Below are 13,835 nucleotides of genomic sequence, written 5' to 3'. Positions count from 1 at the left end.
TCACAGCCCGTAGATGCGGAAGGTCGGACGACCGGACAGCTCGCGCACGGCGCCAAGTTCGATCAGCCGGTCGAACAGGCGGCGATCTTTGAGGATGCGACGATCGCGTCGTCGGAAAGCAGCTTCTCGACGACAGTGTCCGCCCCTTTCGCCCGCAGCTTTGGGGCGACAGCCAGCAGGCGGTCGGCGCGGCGGCCGAGCTCGGCCGCAAGATCCATCGCCTGCAGCGCCGCCTGCGCATAAGCCGCCCAAATGCGTTGCCGGGACGCCTGCCCGGATTCCCGTCCGGCATGGGGTGACCGACGACCGCCCGCCACCGGGTGCAAGCCGAACAGGGGCAGCGCATGCGTCCACCCTAGCCGGTCGGCCAGAACAGCGTCCGCAAGCCACGGTCCAAGCTCACGCGTGGCGCGACTGTGATGACGCTCGAGCACGGCCATCGCGTCGACCGCGCCAGCGACTGCATTACCGACCGCGCCAGCGATCGCCTGGATTTCGTCACCGATTTGACCGGCCGCCCCCACGTCAAGCGCGCTCCCCAGATCCGCGGCGACATCGACCAATACCCCCTCGCTGACCAACGTCGCGACTGGACGCGATGCCAGCGTTCGCCAGGCAAGCAGCATACGGCCGGCGGGTCCAACGTCGTCGCCGGGACGGGTGAGCAGCAGCGCGTCACGCAGCGCCGCCTCGTCCTCGACCCGGCCGGCGCGTTTGGCCGTTGCCGCCGCTGCCCCGAGTGCCAGGCGCTGCCGCCAGGCGCCGGCCCATCTCTCCTGCCGGCGCACCACCGCATCGAGGGCGGTCAGCGCCGCAGCCGCGGCAAACGCAGCGTCTTCGCTCGAGTCCGGACCGGCCGCCACGGCGCGCAGCCAGGTCGGGACGGGAGTGGCCAGCGCAGCCGGGGCTGCACCGGTGAGGGCCACAGGTGCATGGCGAAGCAGTTTCGGGCGCAGAATCATCGTCGACAGCATGAATCATCGCGGCGCTTCTGGCAACGAAAATGGCCTAAAGCCGCCGCGCCCGTCGACAGTTAAAAACGAACGATAAACCGTAGCCTTTCGTTTTAATCCTTGTAGAGGAGATGCTCTCTCTCGTCGATCAAAACCCGGAAATGCGCGTTGGGCAAGAGCAAGCATACCGCGACGGCAACAAACACGCCGCCCCGCCACAGAAGAGGCGGTGCTGCCGGATGATCTGTCCGCCATGCTGGGACGCTCGACCGCAGCAGCGACGCGGCGTGAGCATCGATTCTTCCTTGCAAAATAGGAGTCGCACTCCACAATTGCTAGGATAACTGGGCGCCGCGCCACGACCGAACTTACGGAATCGCTGGCCGCCGTAGCGCTGCTCGGACCGCGTCAGGTTTGGCAAGACCACACTCCTAGCGCTGGAAATAGCCGGAGGGCGTCCTTCCATCCGAATCCGACGCCGACCGCCTATCTCGAAATGTACCATTTCGACTGTCTCGACGTTGGCACACTCAAACCGATCCGCCCGCTCACCGTCAGCCGCAAGCGCTTGACCGCGGCCGGCATCTCGATGGCATCATCGGGATTGGACGGTGGTGTACGGGTGATCGGCAGGACGTGGACGACCGGGGGCCGTCCTCCTACATGGCGACCAGCACTAGCACCAGGCATTGCCGGTCCTTGTGTCGGCTTGCTGGCGCCGCTCGCGGTGTTGCCAGTGCCAGAGATACGAATAGCGGAAGACATGACCGACCTTGATTTCAGCCGGCAGCATTTTTTGCTGTCAGACCTTTGCCGGAAGAAGCTCGCCGTTGAGATGGTCAAGGCCCGACTCCATTTCGACGGCTTCGACAGCGGCGATCTCGTCGGCGCTGAGTTCCGCGGTCAGATCGACCCGGCGGTCGCGCTTCGACAGCCGGACAAAATCTTCGTAAGCCAGCAGCACGGTGCGAGGCCGCCGTTCTGGGTGATGATGACAGGGTCGCGGACCGCGGCATCCTGATAGGCGCCGAAGGTTTTCGAGACGGCGGTGACGGTGACGGTGGTGGTCATCGGCTGAACTCTTTTCTTCCGGAAGACATGGGTTTTCCGGGCTTTCCACAGGTATCAGCCGGCCATCGTAATACGCGCTTGAGCTGGGCACAAAGCGATAAGCTGCGGGATTTGGCGATCATCATCCCGTCATCCTTGCTGTGGCGCCGTTGGCCTTGAGCGCCGCCATCAGCATCGGCCCGACCGAAAAAGTCCCTACCCTGGCCTTATCAGTCAGCGCCCGAAGATAGCCGCCGGCGGAATTGATGTGCTGAGCACGTTGCAGGATACAGGCGATCACCATCGCCGCGGTCTCCTGACCCATCGCATGGCAGGCTTCCTCATACGCTGACGGCGAAACACCCAGATATCCCCGCACCTGGGCGGCGGTTATCATGAGATCGCGCCAATTGCTGATCCCGTCGACGGCATAATCCGCAATTTCGGGGCAGGCCTTCAGCACCATCCCCAGCGGGTATGTTTTCGGCGCCTCTGCGGTCCTCGTTCTGGGCTCGGCCGTCGCCCCGCTTTTCTCTAAAGCAGGTTCAAATTCAAAAGTAGAGTCGGTATTTGAATCAGATTGCTGCCGCTCGCTTTGAGAGTCATTGCCGCTCGGATTCGTGGATTTCATATGAGTTTCCAGCAGCTTATCCACATCGTCATGCAATACGGCAAGATCGGCTACGATCGGTTCCAGCTCCGCAATGCAGGCTCGGCGCGGAATTGCCTCCACAACGCTGCGGAAGCGCTTCCACAAGCCTCCCCAGCCGCCCGGAACGTGCTCTTCAAGGGCGGCCTCGATGAGCTTGTGGATGTCACGGCGGTGCAAGGTGATCCGCTCGCGCATGAGCCTGAGCGCCCGGTTGTCGGCACGAACACGCTCCGCCGCCGCCTCAAACTCGCAAGCACGGGCTAGCAGAGGTGCCAAGGAGAAGCCGAATGCTTCCTCTATCTCCCCTCCCCGGCCCTTGCGGGCGTAGCGCTTGCCGTTCGGGCTGTCCCGACGGATGATTAGCCCGCAGTCAACAAGAGCCGCCAGGTGTCGCCTGACTGTGGGCTCGGGCATTCCGTGCGCCCTGAGCGACAGTTGGGCGTTCGAGGGAAAGACGATGAGGCCGTTTTCCTCACTCAGCTCGCTGTCAGGATAGAATGATAGCAGCGCATTCAGGACGGCCAGAGCGCGATCGCCGATACCGACGATGCTCTTGCCTTCGCAGAGGTTGCGGTAGATCTGCCACTTGTCGACAACCCTGCCCTTAGGGATTTCACGTGAATCGTTTCGCGCTGCCAGCATGGCAAGCGACATCGGCCGCCGCCCAAAGGGCGTCGTTGCAATACCAGTCTCCATTTCTTCCCTTCGCCTTCAATTAGGCAAAAGAAATCCGTCCGCCGAATCGACGCTTAAAACGCTTGACACTGATTCGCAGAAATGAGATTCTCGGCTTGCTAAAGATCGAGAAGGGCTTCCACGGTTCGCCGTCGGGGGCCTTTTTCTTTTGCGGTTTTAGTCTCCCTTGGTTTCCTTTTCCTGCTTCCTGTAGGCCTCATAAAGACCGTCCAGTTGGCCTGCTATGAACTCAGCAAAATGGAGACCGTAAGCTGCCTCGACTATTATCGAAGCTTTCTTTGGCGTCCCTCTAATCGCAACGCTCAGTGATCTGTCGGCAGGAGCCCAGGCTTTGGGTGCGAGGGCAACCTTTGGCTTCTTGGGTGTCTTGGATGATTTCAGATGACTGAGGAGCAGGTTGAAGACTTCGTCCTTCACCTGACCTGCTGCAAACTCCTCGGTTCGAACGTACTCGATCGCTTTGGTAGCATTGGCTGGAATCTGAACTAGTTTTTTGAGTTCTTCCCAACGATCCCTGCCAACACCCTTTGCGGCCCCAACGACACTCAGCACCGCTTCGGGAACCGTCTCAGCGACCGACAGCATACGAGACAGCAGCGTGTCATCGACCGTAAGGGCTGATTTGACAGTATCCTTCGTCATACCGCTCTCAATCAACTTCCGTGCGAACAACGACTTCTCGATAAACGACAGGTCGGCTCGAGCAGTATTTTCTTGGCCCTGTGCGATGACATGCTCAATGTCAGCCAAGCGCTTCACGACCGCTCGGACATTAATGCCGAGATCGCGGGCGACCTTTGCCCGTCGATGGCCAAATACAATCATGTAGCGGCCTATATCATGGGGGTGCGGTCGCACAAGGATCGGTGTCGACTGGCCAGATGTACGAATGGCTTGTCTGAGCTGTAGGTATTCTGCGTCATCCTCCCCTATACGATCAGCAATGAACGAACCATCGAGATCCTTGGGGTCAATCGCCACCACGGTTTCTCCGTCGAGCATCCGCACTGAATTCTCGGCCAGTTCGTCCAGTGACTGCATCATCGAACGCGACGCGCCACGCTTGGCGTAGTCAGACCTAGCCTGCGATGCCGAATGCACTGGCTGTTCCCGAGTAAGTGACGCGGTTACGCTTGCCAGAAGGTCCTTTCTAGCCATTCTGTCCTCTCAGACCTGCTCTCATCTTTTTGAAATTGCTTCCAAAACTGCCGTTCTGCACGGCTGTCAAAATGGTCACTTCCGCCCCCATGCCTTATGAATAAGTGATGTAATCTCGGAATTGACCGCGTTCAGACTTTCAATCGCCCGCTCATATGTTGTTCGCGTGAATTGGCTTTTCTCGACCTCGTAAAGTGTCTGTTTCGTGATGCCCGCGTCTGAGATGGCCGTAGTCTTCACCATTTGGTTCTTGAGCATGCGCTTGTTGAAAAGTGCTTGCAGGAAACCAACCATCTGGGCCTGGGGACCATCGGTCGGCTCATATCGAGTCACGAGATAACGGAACCACTTCAGCTTCACCGCTGCCCCAGCCCCCTTGATGGACTGCAGGATGCCACCGAGCATGAGCAAGAACTGAGACATCGACATCACATCGAGCATCTGCGGGTGCACGGTAATAATCACTGACGTCGAAGCTGTCAGAGATGTGAGCGTTAGGTAACCGAGTTGCGGTGGGCAATCTATGACAATCACGTCATAGCGATCGTCAACTTCCTTGAGCGCCGCAGAAATGCGCGTGAAGAACAAGCGCCCTTCTGGTGAATTCTTGCTAGAAGCGGCTAGTGGAGTGTCGTACTCGTATTCCTGCAGTTCAAGATTGGCAGGCACGATGTCCAAACCCGGGAAATTGGTCGGCCGAATAATCTCCTTGATTGATTTTTTGTGCTCGTCGTATCGAAGTGCCTCATAAAGCGAGGGATTCTTGTCGAGTTCAGGCTGAATGCCATGCAGAGCTGACAGGGAAGCCTGCGGATCAAGGTCAATTGCGAGAACGCGATGCCCTGTCAGAGCGAGGTATTGAGCTAGATGGGCAGCTGTTGTTGTCTTGCCGGAGCCACCCTTGAAATTGACGACGGAGATGACTTGCAATGTGTCACCTTGACGGCGGTGAGGAACATAGCGCTTGAAGTCCGAACGACCGTGCTTGTCGAGGTATTGACGCAACTCGAGCATCTGCAGAGCAGTGTATGAACGACGACCCGAATTGGAAACCTCAGGTGCGGGGCCCTTGCCTTCGAGATGCAGCTTTTTAATATGATTCTGGGTGACGCCCAGAAAATCCGCGACTTCGACCGAGGAAAATTGCCGTAGCCCCTTCATCGCATTTGGTGGATACTGCTCAAGCCGCAGCATGTTCAATTTGTCCGAGATAAGCTCTCCCTGTTCGAGAATCTCCTCGTCGAAATCGAACTCCAAGTCGTGATCGGGCATCAAATTCATACTCGGCAATTTCCAGAATAACGCTTTTCTGACATGATTGTCACTTCAAGCGTGATTAATGCCCGATTCGGACAATCCAGCAAGAAGTTTTTAGCTAACAGGAGGTTAACGGGCGTTCTCGCCTCGAAAGCATAATCTAAAATTGCATCTGTGAGCTGTTGGGACCGTTGTCGCAAGCCATAAAGGCAGCACGAGCTTGGCATGACATTCGGACGTCTACACCATTGAAATGATGGCACAATTATCCGATTTGCACGGCTGTCAAGTTTAACGGTCGGGGCACGATTCCGGTTCCGTGGTTGACGTTATGCCCTCTGTGCAAGATAGGAACGGTGCTGGGCCGACCTGAGGGCCGAACTTCAGCGGGAGGCGAACTTGCGCGGTCGTCCACCCTTTCAACTGCCGAACTGGCCGACCTAATTTCGGATGATGTATAGCTATCAAAGTAAGATAATCGAACGCTCCACGGCCTTCAGATGTCGAGCGTGCCCCGACCGGTCGGTGAGCGGACGCAATCGCAATGGATGCGAAGGGTGCGCCTTTCTCTCATTGCAGACCGCCTCTGGAACGGATGCACGAAGTCGGCGATACGTTCTGGCTGATGGCGGTCGGCGGTGTCTCTTGGCCGGCCTGCCCGATTTCCAGCTTGGTCGCCCCACTATCTGACCTAATCGACCAGCTTCGCCAGAATGCCGGCGGCCACGACTTCGAAAGGTCATTTGGTGGCGGAATGGCGATGATGATACAGATCGGCCATCGCGAAAGCCACGACATCGATATTTTCCTCGACGACCCTCAATTGCTCGGTTTCATCGACCCATCCAGAACCCCACCTGCACTTTGAAACGATGCCATCTGACTAGCCTTGGGGGGCGCTTACCGGCGCTAATCCAGTGAAATGCACGCAATTCGGCATCATTATGTTCGCCCTGTCCTGTTTGGCGAACAGATAGACGTAAACCCAAACGTGGATCTGGACGCGGAGTTGAATGCTGGAGCTTTGATGGAGATAGGCGATGACGATTAGACGAAAATTCAAGAGCGACGCCTTCGAGGCGGTCCACAGCGCGATGGAAGGCATGGTGCGCGCCGGCACGGTCGACAAGCAGACCCTTCCTTCGACGAAGCCTGCCTGTTCCGGCCGACGTTATGCGTCGCAAAGAAGATCAAGGCGCTGCCCGAGCGCAATCACGTCAGCCAGCCGGTGTTCGCGCGCTATCTCAACACGTCGCAATCGACGGTGCAGAAGTGGGAGACCGGTGCGCCAAGCGGCCGAGCGGGCTGTAGCAGAAGCTTCTGTGGGTGGTTGAAAAGCACGGATCGCAGGTGCTGCAGTAGCCGCTCAAGCCCCAACCGTACCGGTAGGGTGACCGGATGAAAATGTGGGTAACCAAAGAGGGGCACGAATGGCGGGTGTCGGCATGCCAGCTCTTGCAGGAACGCGCCCGAAAAGAGGAGGCGGCCGGCGAGGATCCTGCCTGGCCATGGCCAACGGTGACCTCGGATGAACAATTTTAGCGGCAATGTGGCGAACGAAAAAGCCCAGGCACGTTTCAGATATGCCGGAAACCAGGGCAATCAAACGGTCCTCTTCGGATGAGGGCGAGATGCACGACGGGCGGTTTAGTGCCGGTAGGAAGGTGAGGGCTTCACCGGCCGCCTTGCGCCGGCTCGCGCTCGGTGAGAAGCGCCAGCAAGGCCGGATTGATATAGAGGTTCTCGCGACCAGCCTTGACTTCTTGCAACAGGCCATTGTCGACGAGGGTCTTTAGATAGACCGATGCCGCCTGTCGTTTCGCTATGCCGGATGAAACCAGGTCGCCGATCCGGCAGTACGGATTGACGAAGATTATCTCGGCAAGCTCTCGGGAGTAGATTTTCGGGAGGTCTCGGCGCAAGCGCTCGGCGGTCTGGTCGAGCAGGTCGCGGATCGCACGTATACGGGCAGTTGACCAGCCTGCAGTCTCCGTTACCGCGGCGAGCATGTAGAGGATCCAACTTTCCCACGCGCCCTCCGTCGTCACGGCGAGAAGGCGATCGTAGTAGGCTCCTTTGTTTCGGATGATATAGCGGCTTAGATAGAGCACCGGGATGTCCAGGAGGCCCTTGTCAACCAGATAGAGCAGATTCAGCACGCGGCCGGTTCTGCCATTGCCGTCGATAAACGGATGGATGGCCTCGAATTGGTAGTGCATCACGGCGAGGCGGATCAACGGATCGATGTCCTCGGCCTCATGGATGTAGCGCTCCCAGTTCGCCAGCTTGTCGCGCAGGAGGTTCTGTCCCTCGGGCGGGGTGTAGACAACCGCACCCGTCGCCTGGTTGACCAGGGCCGTGCCGGGCGTCGACCGAATGTCGAGTTCGACGCCCTTGATGGTGCGGCACACCGCGACCGCCGTTGATGTCGTCACAGGACGCTCTTGCAGAGTTCGGAAGCCCTGATTGAGCGCGGTGCGGTAGCGCAGCGCCTCCTTCGTGGCAGCATCAGCGAGATTTCCGGCTTCATTGGCGAAGCGAAACAAGCGGTCCGTCGTCGTGACGATGTTCTCTATTTCGGAACTTGCCTGGGCTTCTAAGAGCGGGATAGAGTTGATGAGGACTGCTTGGTTCGGAATATGCTGACCCGATATCCTGAGTTCTGCTAGGGCCGCGCGCGCCGCTATGCAGGCCTTGAGCACGGACTTCGTTTCAACATCCTCCTTTGGGGGCAGGGGAGGGAGGTCATTGTAAGGCCGGTCGGCCTGAAACGTCATGTCGATGGTTCCCTGTTCGATCGACATGTCGGGGTTGATATGTCGTTGGCATCGACACATTGTCAAATCATGTCGATAGAACCGTAATCTATCGACATATTGTGATAGCAGCAAGGCGATCGCGCAAACGGAGGTTATTAGCGGCGGCTCCCTCCAAAGGGGCGTTTACAGCCCGCTTGCCTTGGTGAGGTTGATCCGAAACCTGTCGCGCCGGCGCTGATAGCGACGGGTCATTTCCGCGGAAGCATGGCCGAGCTGCTTCTGCACGTATCGCTCATCGACCTCGGCCGAGGAAGCGAGGCCGGCGCGCAGCGAATGCCCAGAGAATTTGGTCCCGCGCTCGCCTTCCGACAGATCGCCACGAACGCCCGCGGCCAGCGCGGTGCGCTTGACCAGCCGTGCAACTTCCTGGTCGTTGAGACGCTCGGCTCCAACCGCTTTGCCGTGGCCTGTGACACGGCGGAACAGCGGTCCGTGCGCGATACGAGCGAGTTTCAACCAGGTCTGCAGGGCGACCACCGGGCAGGTGGCGTCGGAGGAGCCGCGGCCGATCTCGACTTCGCGCCAGCCGGTCTTTCCCCGCAGCGTCACCAGCATGCCTTTGTCAAAACTCTCGATCCAGCCCGAAGAATCTTCGGTCTGATCGCGGCCAACATCGAGGCCGACTATTTCCGAGCGACGCAGGCCGCCAGCGAAGCCAAGCAGCAACATGGCGCGATCACGCAGGCCGCGCAGGGTGCCGCGGTCGAGGGTCTCCAGCATCGCGATCAGATCCTCGGGAAGAAGCGCCTCCTTCTGCCGTGGCGGCTGTGCGTGGCTGTTGCGAATGCCGGCGAGCACAGTGGCGATATGGCGGTCCTTGCGGTCGAGCGGCTGGCCACGCTGCGTATAGTTCCAGGATAGGGAGGAGAGACGGCGCTCGATTGTCGCCACGGAGTTCGGCTTCTTGTCCCCCGTTACCTTGCCGGATGCGCAGGCGGTGATGTAGAGGCCGACGGTCTGTGGGCCAGGCGGAAACACCTCTAGATTCTGGCGGCGTGCCCAGGCGCAAAAATGCTTCCAGTCGGCGGCGTAGGCGCGGCGCGTGTTGGCCGAACTTGCCGCCTCGACATAGTCGCGGGCGCGGTCGGCGAGCTGGTCCACGTGTGCCGGCAGGCGATTTGGCGCGGTGGACGACAGGGGAGGGGAGGGCGTCCAGTCCGAGGTGCCGTCGACCGGCCGTCCCATTGCCATGACGAGATCGATAATGTCCGGCAACTCGTTGTCGAGACCGCCGCTGTCGAGACCGTCGCGGGCAATCGGCGCTGACGGCTCAGTCCAGGCCTGTGAGGCGGAAATCTCGACATTCAGCGTTGTGCTGTGGGACGCCCCGGAGTTATTCCGGGTGTAAATTTTGGGCTTCTGCTCGACGTCTTGGGCTGTCGTTCGCATTCCATCAACGGGCGGCAATTCATTGATCTCGAACGAATCAGATTTTGGATTCATTGCCGGATTCTAGCCGAATTAGCGGATTTTTCGTAACATTTTACAGCGAGGCCGCTGTGGTTCACGGACCCGACAGGGACACGATTGATGATGCCACCTTGGATGAGGCGGTTGCAAGGGAAGTCGTGATCCGGAGGCTGGCGTCGCTCGACAACCGTTGCGACATCCCTTGAATACCATAGCACCAAGTGCTATCTTTCGTCATGCCGGATCGAATATTCAAGGCAGCATGGTTCGCCAAGGCGGCGCGCAAGGCACGGCTTTCGGATGCAGCGCTTACGCGGGCAGCCAGGGAGGCCGCGCAGGGCAAGGCGGACGATCTCGGCGGAGGCGTTTTCAAAAAACGGCTCGGCGACAATCGCTTCCGATCGATCCTGCTCGCCAGGAGCGGCGAGTTTTGGGTTTACGTCTATCTGTTCGCTAAACAGGACAGGGCGAACATCGATGATGACGAATTGCGTGCGTTTCGCGATCTGGCCGCGCTCTACCGGCGCAAATCCACCGTGGATCTGGACGCGGAATTGACTGCTGGAGCTTTGATGGAGATTGGCGATGACGATTAAACGAAAATTCAAGAGCGACGCCTTCGAGGCGATCCACAGCGCGGTGGAAGGCATGGTGCGCGCCGGCACGGTCGACATGCAGACCCTGCGCTCCTTCGACGAAGCCTGCCTTTCCCGGCCGACGATATTCGACGCCAAGAAGATCAAGGCGCTGCGCGAGCGCAATCACGTCAGCCAGCCGGTGTTCGCGCGCTATCTCAACACGTCCGAATCGACGGTGCAGAAGTGGGAGACCGGCGCCAAGCGGCCGAGCGGGCTGGCGCTGAAGCTTCTGTCGGTGGTCGAAAAGCACGGTTTGCAGGTGCTGCAGTAGTCCTTTTTCCAAACGAGCGATAATGCAAGATTATCAATCGTTATTTATCCACGACAGGCGCGGCGGTTATTGCTCATTCCGATTGCGACAAGCGCCGCGATGATCCATGCTACTTCCGATGATTCTGCGGCCCACATCTCTCTCGCGCCACCCCGGCACGCTTCTTGGCGCGGCCGCCATCACTCCGGCAGTCCCCGTCCCGGCCTGGCTGCGCCGGGCCATCCCGGATGCGCAAAGCCTTGCGGGAAAAGGCGCAGGGCCAAATGCCCTTGAGGACGTCGCGCTCGCCGCAGGCGCCACCATTGGCGCGCTCGATGCGGTGGTCCGTCGGCAGCAGCGGTGGGCTGGCGCTTGGCGGCAGCGCCTGGCGCTTGCGGCGGCCGCGGTCACGGCAAAGCAGGTCGGTCGCGTCGAGGATGAAAGCCAATTGCGCGACGCCGTGCTGCTCACGCGACCGGGCGATTTTTTGTCCGTCGGGCCCGCCGGTCTTTTGCTGCTCGCCTGGCGCCGGCTGGCAGCCCGGCCCGCCGAGGAGCTTCTCACGAAGAGAAGTCTCGCCGCGATGTTGGAAGAGTTCGGTTACGCCCGCGACGACGAGGCAGTCAGCGATCTGGCGGATGAGCTTCGACGGCTTTCTGCCAGCACCGGAATGGTCGGAATGCTGACCGGCGCATTCATGGCCGCCGAACGCCACGGTTTCGGGCGCGCCCTTGGAGCCTGGCTCGCCGACGCCCTGCTGGCGCAGCGGCTGGGTTGGGCGCATGCGGTGCCTTTGCTGGGTGCGGAGAAGGCTTTGGGAGTGGGTAAGGGCCGGCCGCGTCGACCGGCGACTGCCGACCAGGCTGCGGGTGCCGAGACGGAAGCCGATTTGGCCAAAAGTCTGCTTGCCGCACAGGCGCGCGCCGCGTTGCGTGCAATTGATCTTTCCGCCGAGCTCGAGCGCCGCGCGGAGCGGCTGCTTGTGGTCGCTCCAAAACTCCGGGCCAAGGCGGCGGACATGGTCGTCGAAAGACTCCTGTCCGACGACGCGCTCGTGGCATCGCGCGGGGACAAAAAGACCGGGATGAGTGACCGCGGCCTGCGCCGCCTGTTCGACCGGCTGGTCGAGTTGGGCGCCGTGCGTGAACTGTCCGGCCGGCCAACCTTCCGCATCTACGGACTGTGAAGACGATGGCGGAAGCGACACGACGCATACGAGAAGAAAGAGATGTCCAGCGAATGCCGGTTGATCGGGAGCTGGATCACCTGCCGCCGGAGGCGCGCTGGCGCGAGTGGATGAACCGCGTCGAGGCAACGATCTTTGCCGCGAGCGAACCGGTCAACCGCGAAACGCTCGGCCGCATCGTCGGCAAAAGCTGCAGCATCGACCTTCTCATCGACGACATCCGCGAGGAGCTGCGCGGCCGGCCTTATGATCTGGTCGCCGTCGCCGGCGGTTTTCGGCACCTGACACGACCGGCCTATGCCGACGCCATCCGCAGTGCATTTGGCACGGCCGGCGGCGGCAACGGGCGTGCCGTCGACCTGACGCAGTCGGACGTGCTGGTGCTGATGTGTATCGCCTATTTCCAGCCGATCACGCGTGGAGAACTGTCGAGCTTTTTTGGGAAAGAGATTTCTCGCGACCTGATCGGCCATCTGCGCGGCGCGAAGCTGATCGCTTCTGGTCCGCGTAGCCCGACGCCGGGCGCTCCCTACACCTACGTGACGACAAAAGAATTCCTGCTGGAGTTCGGGCTCGACACGCTGCGCGACTTGCCGGATTGCGAAGCCCTCGAGGACGCTGGACTGCTCTCGAAGGAGAAGCTACTCGCAGGTGATATCATGCCAGGATTATCCGACGACGAGGAAGAGCATGCTTAGCGTCGGCACTGATGAATAATACGCTGCCTGGCCGGCGGCCGCAGTTCGCGGCGTCCTCAACGTGATCTACGACTCGGGGTTCGCGAGATGACGTGAGGAGACGCTGTCGGGCGTGGGGCGTTGCCTAGAAAATGGTGGGGGAAATATGCCTGGATGATCGATCCAGCGGTCGCATCGGTCAAGACCACTGACGTTCCGCGCCTTTCGGTTGCCCGACTTTTCGATCTTAGGGCGTTCCTGGACTCAGGCCTAGCCTGCAACCTTGGGGAAGAGAACCCCGAAGGAGGCGCTTGAGGACCTGCACTACGTCCTGCTTCAGTGTTTTCATGAAGTTTTCCGCCTCGGCATTGTCCTAGTGCCAACGCGGCTCATGCTTGGCTGGGTGCCGTGCAGGTTGAGAAGACCGGAATGGGCAGCGCACGAAAATTGGGCGGATTCAGGCCGGTCGTCGCAACACCAATCTGTTTGACCTACCGCAACCACTCGTCAAGCGCCTCAGCGGGCGTTTTCCAGCCCAGTGCTTTCGTGGCCTGGAGTTTAGAGCGTAGCGGCACCAACTCCTGTTCGAGATAGCCGCGGAGCCAAGGAAGGTCAGCGTGCGCCCGCCGGTAATGCGCCTGCAATGACCTGTTCAGGCCGGGTTTACGGGCGCGCCGCCTGCACGTCTTCGACAGTCACCGCATCCGTGTAGTTGTTGCCGAAATTGGTACGGATGTAATTAACCACGGCCGTCACCTGCTCGTCATCGAGATAGGAGCCGAGCGGCGGCATCGCCTTCTGACCCTTGACCACCATGACGACCGGATAAGCGCCCGCTTCGAGCTTCTCGTTCTTGGCGAGCGCCGGATATTTGCCGGCCCCGACTGCGCCGACGCCTTCCGGCATGTGGCAACCCCGGCAGATCGCCGCGTAAATGCCGGCGCCATCTCTGGGTTGGATCTTCGAGGCATTGCCAAAACCGGTCGAGTCGGACGATTGCCCAAAAACAGGAAACGCAGCGAAAGCCGCAACGGCAACGGTGGCGGCGAAAGAGGTGATCCGGTTCATGTCCAAAAGTCTCCAGATTGC

12 protein-coding genes and 3 pseudogenes are annotated in these 13,835 nt (G+C 60.0%); 6 read left to right on the top strand and 9 right to left on the bottom strand.

All coding sequences use genetic code 11. The features are described from left to right. The 5 genes and pseudogenes from HB777_38105 to repA form a co-directional block, all read right to left on the bottom strand. Positions 1 to 962: pseudogene (locus tag HB777_38105) on the bottom strand (DUF1403 family protein). 793 nt (positions 963 to 1,755) lie between these two features. Beyond that, a pseudogene (locus HB777_38100) lies at positions 1,756 to 2,024 on the bottom strand (type II toxin-antitoxin system Phd/YefM family antitoxin). Positions 2,025 to 2,145: 121 nt separating this feature from the next. Further along, positions 2,146 to 3,351: a replication initiation protein RepC gene (locus tag HB777_38095; GenBank protein ID QND69468.1), complete on the bottom strand. Its 1,206-nt coding sequence runs from the start codon at positions 3,349 to 3,351 to the stop codon at positions 2,146 to 2,148. Positions 3,352 to 3,507: 156 nt separating this feature from the next. Next, the gene (gene repB, locus HB777_38090; GenBank protein QND69467.1) at positions 3,508 to 4,509 is read right to left on the bottom strand and encodes a plasmid partitioning protein RepB; all 1,002 of its coding nucleotides are present in this window, start codon (positions 4,507 to 4,509) and stop codon (positions 3,508 to 3,510) included. A gap of 75 nt (positions 4,510 to 4,584) precedes the next feature. Then, positions 4,585 to 5,790, bottom strand: a complete 1,206-nt coding sequence (repA, locus tag HB777_38085) for a plasmid partitioning protein RepA (GenBank protein ID QND69466.1) — start codon at positions 5,788 to 5,790, stop codon at positions 4,585 to 4,587. Between the two features lie 571 nt (positions 5,791 to 6,361). Between repA and HB777_38080 the strand changes: the two genes are divergently transcribed. Continuing rightward, positions 6,362 to 6,634 (top strand): nucleotidyl transferase AbiEii/AbiGii toxin family protein, encoded by a 273-nt coding sequence (locus HB777_38080; protein QND69331.1) that lies wholly within the window; start codon positions 6,362 to 6,364, stop codon positions 6,632 to 6,634. A 15-nt stretch (positions 6,635 to 6,649) separates the two neighbouring features. Here the strand turns inward: HB777_38080 and HB777_38075 are convergent, their stop codons facing one another. Beyond that, the gene (locus HB777_38075; GenBank protein QND69330.1) at positions 6,650 to 6,895 is read right to left on the bottom strand and encodes a hypothetical protein; all 246 of its coding nucleotides are present in this window, start codon (positions 6,893 to 6,895) and stop codon (positions 6,650 to 6,652) included. Between HB777_38075 and HB777_38070 the strand changes: the two are divergent. Continuing rightward, positions 6,807 to 7,077: pseudogene (locus HB777_38070) on the top strand (DNA-binding transcriptional regulator). The gene HB777_38075 and the pseudogene HB777_38070 sit on opposite strands and share 89 nt — an antisense overlap. 362 nt (positions 7,078 to 7,439) lie before the next feature. On the opposite strand, the gene HB777_38065 reads toward HB777_38070, so the two are convergent. Both HB777_38065 and HB777_38060 read right to left on the bottom strand, forming a co-directional pair. Further along, on the bottom strand, positions 7,440 to 8,543 hold the full coding sequence (locus HB777_38065) for a Fic family protein (GenBank protein ID QND69749.1): 1,104 nt from the start codon (positions 8,541 to 8,543) through the stop codon (positions 7,440 to 7,442). Between the two features lie 165 nt (positions 8,544 to 8,708). Continuing rightward, positions 8,709 to 9,974, bottom strand: coding sequence for a site-specific integrase (locus tag HB777_38060; protein ID QND69465.1), 1,266 nt, complete (start codon positions 9,972 to 9,974; stop codon positions 8,709 to 8,711). Positions 9,975 to 10,231: 257 nt separating this feature from the next. Here HB777_38060 and HB777_38055 point away from each other — a divergent pair, with 257 nt between their 5' ends. The 4 genes from HB777_38055 (at position 10,232) to HB777_38040 (ending at position 12,767) form a co-directional block, all read left to right on the top strand. Continuing rightward, positions 10,232 to 10,591, top strand: coding sequence for a type II toxin-antitoxin system RelE/ParE family toxin (locus tag HB777_38055; protein QND69464.1), 360 nt, complete (start codon positions 10,232 to 10,234; stop codon positions 10,589 to 10,591). Continuing rightward, the gene (locus tag HB777_38050) at positions 10,581 to 10,904 is read left to right on the top strand and encodes a DNA-binding transcriptional regulator (GenBank protein QND69463.1); all 324 of its coding nucleotides are present in this window, start codon (positions 10,581 to 10,583) and stop codon (positions 10,902 to 10,904) included. Before HB777_38055 ends, HB777_38050 begins: the two co-directional genes overlap by 11 nt. 118 nt (positions 10,905 to 11,022) lie before the next feature. Then, positions 11,023 to 12,069: a DUF1403 family protein gene (locus tag HB777_38045; GenBank protein ID QND69462.1), complete on the top strand. Its 1,047-nt coding sequence runs from the start codon at positions 11,023 to 11,025 to the stop codon at positions 12,067 to 12,069. A 5-nt stretch (positions 12,070 to 12,074) separates the two neighbouring features. Beyond that, the gene (locus HB777_38040; protein QND69461.1) at positions 12,075 to 12,767 is read left to right on the top strand and encodes an SMC-Scp complex subunit ScpB; all 693 of its coding nucleotides are present in this window, start codon (positions 12,075 to 12,077) and stop codon (positions 12,765 to 12,767) included. 642 nt (positions 12,768 to 13,409) lie between these two features. Here HB777_38040 and HB777_38035 read toward each other — a convergent pair. Continuing rightward, positions 13,410 to 13,814, bottom strand: coding sequence for a cytochrome c (locus HB777_38035; protein QND69460.1), 405 nt, complete (start codon positions 13,812 to 13,814; stop codon positions 13,410 to 13,412). Between the last annotated feature and the right edge of the window lie 21 nt (positions 13,815 to 13,835).

It is taken from the genome of Mesorhizobium loti, from assembly GCA_014189435.1.
GTDB lineage: Bacteria > Pseudomonadota > Alphaproteobacteria > Rhizobiales > Rhizobiaceae > Mesorhizobium > Mesorhizobium loti_G.
This window is presented reverse-complemented; position numbering and strand designations above follow the sequence as displayed.

Bases quoted from the DNA above. Each gene is read 5' to 3' on its own strand.
- HB777_38060 (QND69465.1), bottom strand. From the start codon at position 9,974: ATGCGAACGACAGCCCAAGACGTCGAGCAGAAGCCCAAAATTTACACC.
- HB777_38055 (QND69464.1), top strand. From the start codon at position 10,232: ATGCCGGATCGAATATTCAAGGCAGCATGGTTCGCCAAGGCGGCGCGC.
- repA (QND69466.1), bottom strand. From the start codon at position 5,790: ATGAATTTGATGCCCGATCACGACTTGGAGTTCGATTTCGACGAGGAG.
- HB777_38065 (QND69749.1), bottom strand. From the start codon at position 8,543: ATGACGTTTCAGGCCGACCGGCCTTACAATGACCTCCCTCCCCTGCCC.
- HB777_38050 (QND69463.1), top strand. From the start codon at position 10,581: ATGACGATTAAACGAAAATTCAAGAGCGACGCCTTCGAGGCGATCCAC.
- HB777_38035 (QND69460.1), bottom strand. From the start codon at position 13,814: ATGAACCGGATCACCTCTTTCGCCGCCACCGTTGCCGTTGCGGCTTTC.
- HB777_38040 (QND69461.1), top strand. From the start codon at position 12,075: ATGGCGGAAGCGACACGACGCATACGAGAAGAAAGAGATGTCCAGCGA.
- HB777_38095 (QND69468.1), bottom strand. From the start codon at position 3,351: ATGGAGACTGGTATTGCAACGACGCCCTTTGGGCGGCGGCCGATGTCG.
- repB (QND69467.1), bottom strand. From the start codon at position 4,509: ATGGCTAGAAAGGACCTTCTGGCAAGCGTAACCGCGTCACTTACTCGG.
- HB777_38045 (QND69462.1), top strand. From the start codon at position 11,023: ATGATTCTGCGGCCCACATCTCTCTCGCGCCACCCCGGCACGCTTCTT.
- HB777_38080 (QND69331.1), top strand. From the start codon at position 6,362: ATGCACGAAGTCGGCGATACGTTCTGGCTGATGGCGGTCGGCGGTGTC.